Consider the following 5,148-nt stretch of genomic DNA (forward strand, 5'->3'; position numbering starts at 1 on the left):
TAGCGTATCTAATATTCAGTCTCGCGTATACCCGTCGATTGTTTGACACTTACAGTCAGACCTGGCTTTTTGATGTTTCTTTGGAATTCTTAACGACGGAATCCATCGCGTGCGTCAGCCACGCGATGGATTTGGCTAGCCGCTCGTCGGGCTGGTAAAAGTGATTGCCTGGATTTTCTTCGAACGCACAGTTCAGACCAGCCTGTGAAAAGTATTTGGACAAATCGCGGGTGATCGACTCGGTTGTCTTCAAATACGGATCGGAAGTTCTGGATTCTTTTGTCCCAATAGAAAAGTACAGCGCCTCTAAGGACGAGGGAATCTCCTGATTCTGGATCCATTCTGTCAGTTCGGGATACCAGAGAGAACCGGATACGCTGGCTGTACAGTCAAAACACGAACTGGAGAGAGCTCCATACAGAGCGAACAGACCGGCCATGGAATAGCCGATCAGCCCAGTCCAGGGGATTTCATACGTCAAAATCGATTTGGACCAGAGAAGAACGCGGCTTTCAATCCAGTTCAGATAGTCTTCTGCACGCCCGTTGAAAACAGAATCGGTTCCATGAAGCGTAATGCGTTCAAACCATGGAGAAAGATCGGCGTTCCAGTCAAATCCGGAAATCACCAGCAGGTTGAACGCTTTGGCCCCTTTTCGATGACAGGCCTTAAACAAGGCTTCATAAAAGCTTTCCGTCTGCTGCTCGCTGTTCAGAATGAGAAGCGGCAGCGGACGCTTGCCGTGAACAGCCAGCGTGAGAGTTCGGGAATCCAGGCTCGCAGTATAGAAGCGAACAGCAGGAGCCCCCGACCTGGTCAATCCTTCGGATGGGTTTTGAGAAAGCGTATCGTGACTCATCGGCCGATTCCTCCTCGTCTTGTTCTGAAAACCGGGGAATGCGGTAATAAATTACTGGGCCGCTGTTTTGTCCTTGGCCTGATCTTTTGCGTTTTCCATGACGACAACGGCCAGACCATCCAGAGACGTTTCCTTCAGTTCCATCGGCAGCTTTTTGCCGGTCAGGTTCATCGTTTTGACGACCATGTCAAAGGAAACACGGTTTTTCTTCACGTTGCGCAGATACTTGGCGAGTCGAGCCGCATCGACGGCGCGTGTGGACGCGACGGCGTTTCGCTCAATGCAGGGGATCATGACGTAGCCCATAACCGGGTCGCAGGTCAGACCCAGATGGTGTTCCAGTCCCATTTCTGCGGCGGATTCGATCTGTTCATTGCTCAAGCGGAACAGGGAAGCGACAAACGCAGCGCCCATGGCACAGGCGGCACCGACTTCAGCCTGACAGCCGGCTTTCGCTCCGGAAATCGTAGCGTTTTCCTGAATGAGGTTTCCGATCAGCGCAGCCACTTTCAAACCGTTGAGAATGGATTTTTTCGGCATGCCCAGATCGATGGAATAGTGATAGACCAGGGCAGGAAGGACGCCGGCCGATCCCATAGTCGGAGCGGTAACGACGGTTCCGCCCGACGCGTTCTGCTCGGCTGCCGCATACGCGTAGCTCTGTATAAGAAGCGCATCGCGGTCGGCTTCTGTGTCGCACGTTTTCGCGGATTCGTACAGGGCGTAGGCAACGCGGTCGAGATGAAGCTTGCCGGGAAGGGTACCGGTTTTGGACAGACCTTCCTTTACGGATTTGATCATCGCCTTGTAAATTTTCTGCATGTAGGCATCGATGTCCTTGCCTTCCACTTCGGTCACGTATTCATCGAGACGCATGTATTTCTTCTTGCAGTAGTGCTGAATGTCATCGAGCGTGGTATGGGGGTAAATATCCTTCGCGCTTTCCGGCTGCTTGCCGTCAATCATCAGCTTGCCGCCGCCAATGGAGACGTACGTTTTTTCCAGAGTGGATCCGTCCGGACGGATTGCCTTGATGACCATGGTATTGGGGTGAGCCTGCGGGGTCTTGATGTCGAAGTGAATATCGATTTTTTTTCCGCGGAGCGTCTTTTTTTAAAATTGCATCCGTCAGGTGCCCTTTTCCTGTCAGGGCAAGAGAACCGTAAAGGGTGATGTCAAAAGCGGCGGCATCGGGTGCGGATTCAAGAATGTCCCTGGCGGCCCGCATTGGACCGAAGGTGTGCGAGCTGGAAGGGCCGGGGCCGATCTTAAACAGTTCACAGATGGTTTGCATGGTAAAGCCTCTCTTTCAGAGCAAAAAAATAATTCATTCCTATCGTAAGTCCGTTCCAGTTATAAATCTGTCCGGATACTTTAAGAAGTAAGTCTGCGTCTCTATTGTACAGAATCGGAGAACAGAATCGAAACGATGTTCCTGTCTCCCCGACAGATTGAAGCCTGCAGGAAAAGAATTTTTCGGGATGGGAAAGCAGGCGAATCGGCCGAATATTCTTAAGGACAGATCATTCTGGCTTCTTCTGTACAGAGGAAGTGGATCTGTTTTGTCAGAACGCCGGAAAAAATGAAAAGAGAGCCTCGGTAAAAGGCTTTCAGGCGGGATGAAATTTCAAAAATGAGCGGTTTGAGTCCTCTGGCACATTGGAATAGTTTGGTTTAAATTCCAAACAGGTCTCCGACATTCTCCGTAAGAATTCGCGATGAGGGACGATCTGCATTTTTCAGCATCTGTTCCAGCCGGTTTTCGATCGCCTTTTCCACGAGAGACTGCGGATCGATGCCGCCCAGTTCAAACAGCAGCAGAGGCCTTTCTTCCAGGCGCAGAGCGGTTCCATACATTACGGCCGCCACATGCTTGCACATGGAAGCGCCGTCCGGGCATGAGCAGTCAAAATGAATTTCGTGCGGACCCGGAAACAGGCCTTCTTTGGATGCGAACAGATCCTGCAGGTCTTTTGGGAACTGGCCGTTGACCAGCGCGTCCAGTGAAGAAATTCCAAATTCACAGCGCTCCTGGATTCTGGCTGCCACATTGAGATGCAACGGATCAATGTGTACAACGACATTATACGGTTTGCGGGCGGTGCCCTGTACAAGCCCTTCGATCACACCCTTTTGAATCTGAAGGTCCAGAACGAAGCCGTTTTTCACATACCGTCTTCCTCTTGGCAGGCGGTTGGAAAAATCCGAATAGCGTTCGAGATTGCGGCACCAGGCATCGCCCCACCAGGTGGAGCAGATTTTTCTTCTGGAATCGTCTGCGATGACCGGATCGATCAAGGTTCCCTTTTTTCTAGCTTTTTGAATGTAGGCTTCCGCCATCCGCATCTGTTCGTCGACGGAAACGTAACTGCTGTATCCCCAGTAACTCATAAGCGTATCCTCATGGCTTCGATCAGATCTTCATCGGAAAGCGTGGCCAGCCAGCTTTCTGCAGACGTACCGACTGCATCATCGGGAGTTTCTGCTTCGATTCGATCATCTCATGGATCTTTTCTTCAATCGTATTGGAGCAGACAAATTTATGAACGATGACATTTTTCTTCTGGCCAATTCGATAGGCGCGGTCTGTCGCCTGGTTTTCTACAGCCGGGTTCCACCAGCGGTCAAAGTGAATGACATGGCTGGCCTGCGTCAGATTCAGACCGGTACCGGCAGCCTTTAAAGACAGTACGACAAATGGAATATACGTTTCCTGCCGGTTAAACACATCCACAATCTTCTGCCTTTTCTTGATTGGAGTCTGCCCATGAATGATAAATCCTTTCGCTCCGAAGATCGTTTCCAGAAATTTGGCCAGATGCTCGGTCATTTCCCGGTACTGTGTAAAGATAAGAACGGATTCATGATTCTGGGCAATTGGTTCACAGAGCTCGGCGAGCATTTTGAATTTGCCCGATTCAGAGGGCACATACGCCGTATCTCCGAGATACTGATCCGGGTGATTGCATACCTGCTTCAGCTTGCTCAGGGTAGAAAGGACAAGTCCCTTGTGCTCAATGCTGGCATGGCTGTCGATTTCGCCGTTCATAGACTGTGCCTGTTTTTCAGCCAGCTCCGAGACGATCTTTTTGTAAAGAACGATCTGAGACTCGCTTAGCTCAATGTAATCGTTCTGTTCGATTTTATCGGGCAGATCGCTGATGATGCGCTTATCGCTTTTGAGCCGGCGCAGCAAAAAGGGAGAAATGGTTTTCTGCAGCTTTCCAAGATAGTCCGACTCGGATGCCTGCCCCTGTTGAATAAAGTTCGCAAACTCTTTCTGTGTTCCCAGGACGCCTCGATTGAGGAAATCAAAGATCGACCAGAGGTTGATCAGATCGTTTTCGATCGGCGTACCGGTCATCGCCAGACGCATATGGGCCTGCAGACCTTTGACGGAAGATGTCTGTCTGGTTTTGGGATTCTTGATTGCCTGCGCTTCATCGAGGACTAAGAAATCCCAGTGAATGTCTTTTAAGGCGTCCAGACGAGAAACTATGCCGTACGTGGTCAGATTCAGAAACGGGAGATCCACTTTGTCAGACGTTTTAAAGGCATCTACGGCTTTTTTGCCATGAAGAATTCCCACGCTCAGATCGGGAGTAAACTGCGATGCTTCTTTTCGCCAGTTAGCAATGAGCGAAGCCGGTACCACCAGAAGCGCTTTCTTTTCCGGATCTTTCTGATGCTCTTTTTCCAGCCATGCCAGGGTCTGTACCGTTTTTCCAAGACCCATAAAGATGGATGCGGTTAAGCAGGAGATCTGGGCTCGTCTGACCTTTTGTAATCTCTGCAGCGCAGGCGTCACCTATTGCGAGATTCATCAACCCGCTCCCAGGAAACAGCCAAAACGGAAAACGGTCCTCAACCGGAAGTTCGCCTTTGAGCTTCTTAGAAAGTTCTTTAATTACGAGTTCCTGGATGAAGAATATCTGCTCAGGCAGATCTGGAAGCATAAATCGCAGGTCAAAGAAGGCAGGTATTTTGATCGGCATACTCAAAGAAAACCGGACTCAAATCAGCACCGAATAATGTAGATAATTTTCTTATACAACTAAGATTGTTTTGGAGATACTGAACAGCAGCTCTTTTTAAGTGCGCCAAATTTTTCAAAAGACAAGATATACTATCCAAATAAGATAACGTCACCGTGATATCACCGTGAAGAAGGTACGACTTCTGAGACAGGTTAGGTTCAAATCATTGTTTTATCCGGAAAACCGAATGGCATTGGTGTTTTTTGTAGTTTAAAACTGGTCCAAAAAAGCGAAAATCGGATTTGAAAACTG

Annotated in this window: 3 protein-coding genes and 1 pseudogene; all 4 read right to left on the reverse strand. The window is 49.5% G+C overall.

Annotated elements, in window-relative coordinates:
* Positions 1-55: 55 nt before the first annotated feature.
* On the reverse strand, positions 56-859 hold the full coding sequence (locus tag Q2J39_RS10450; RefSeq protein WP_288340629.1) for a hypothetical protein: 804 nt from the start codon (positions 857-859) through the stop codon (positions 56-58).
* A gap of 51 nt (positions 860-910) precedes the next feature.
* Positions 911-2,153 (reverse strand): annotated as a pseudogene (locus Q2J39_RS10455) (L-serine ammonia-lyase, iron-sulfur-dependent, subunit alpha).
* A gap of 380 nt (positions 2,154-2,533) precedes the next feature.
* On the reverse strand, positions 2,534-3,250 hold the full coding sequence (locus tag Q2J39_RS10460; RefSeq protein ID WP_288340627.1) for an SWIM zinc finger family protein: 717 nt from the start codon (positions 3,248-3,250) through the stop codon (positions 2,534-2,536).
* Between the two features lie 22 nt (positions 3,251-3,272).
* Positions 3,273-4,595: a DEAD/DEAH box helicase gene (locus tag Q2J39_RS10465; protein ID WP_288340625.1), complete on the reverse strand. Its 1,323-nt coding sequence runs from the start codon at positions 4,593-4,595 to the stop codon at positions 3,273-3,275.
* Positions 4,596-5,148: the final 553 nt, after the last annotated feature.

The sequence above is a fragment of the uncultured Allobaculum sp. genome, assembly GCF_948576815.1.
Classification (GTDB): Bacteria; Bacillota_I; Bacilli_A; order Erysipelotrichales; family Erysipelotrichaceae; genus Allobaculum; species Allobaculum fili.

Excerpts from the sequence above, each read along its gene's own strand:
- Q2J39_RS10465 (WP_288340625.1), bottom strand. The coding sequence starts at position 4,595 with ATGGGTCTTGGAAAAACGGTACAGACCCTGGCATGGCTGGAAAAAGAG.
- Q2J39_RS10460 (WP_288340627.1), bottom strand. The coding sequence starts at position 3,250 with ATGAGTTACTGGGGATACAGCAGTTACGTTTCCGTCGACGAACAGATG.
- Q2J39_RS10450 (WP_288340629.1), bottom strand. The coding sequence starts at position 859 with ATGAGTCACGATACGCTTTCTCAAAACCCATCCGAAGGATTGACCAGG.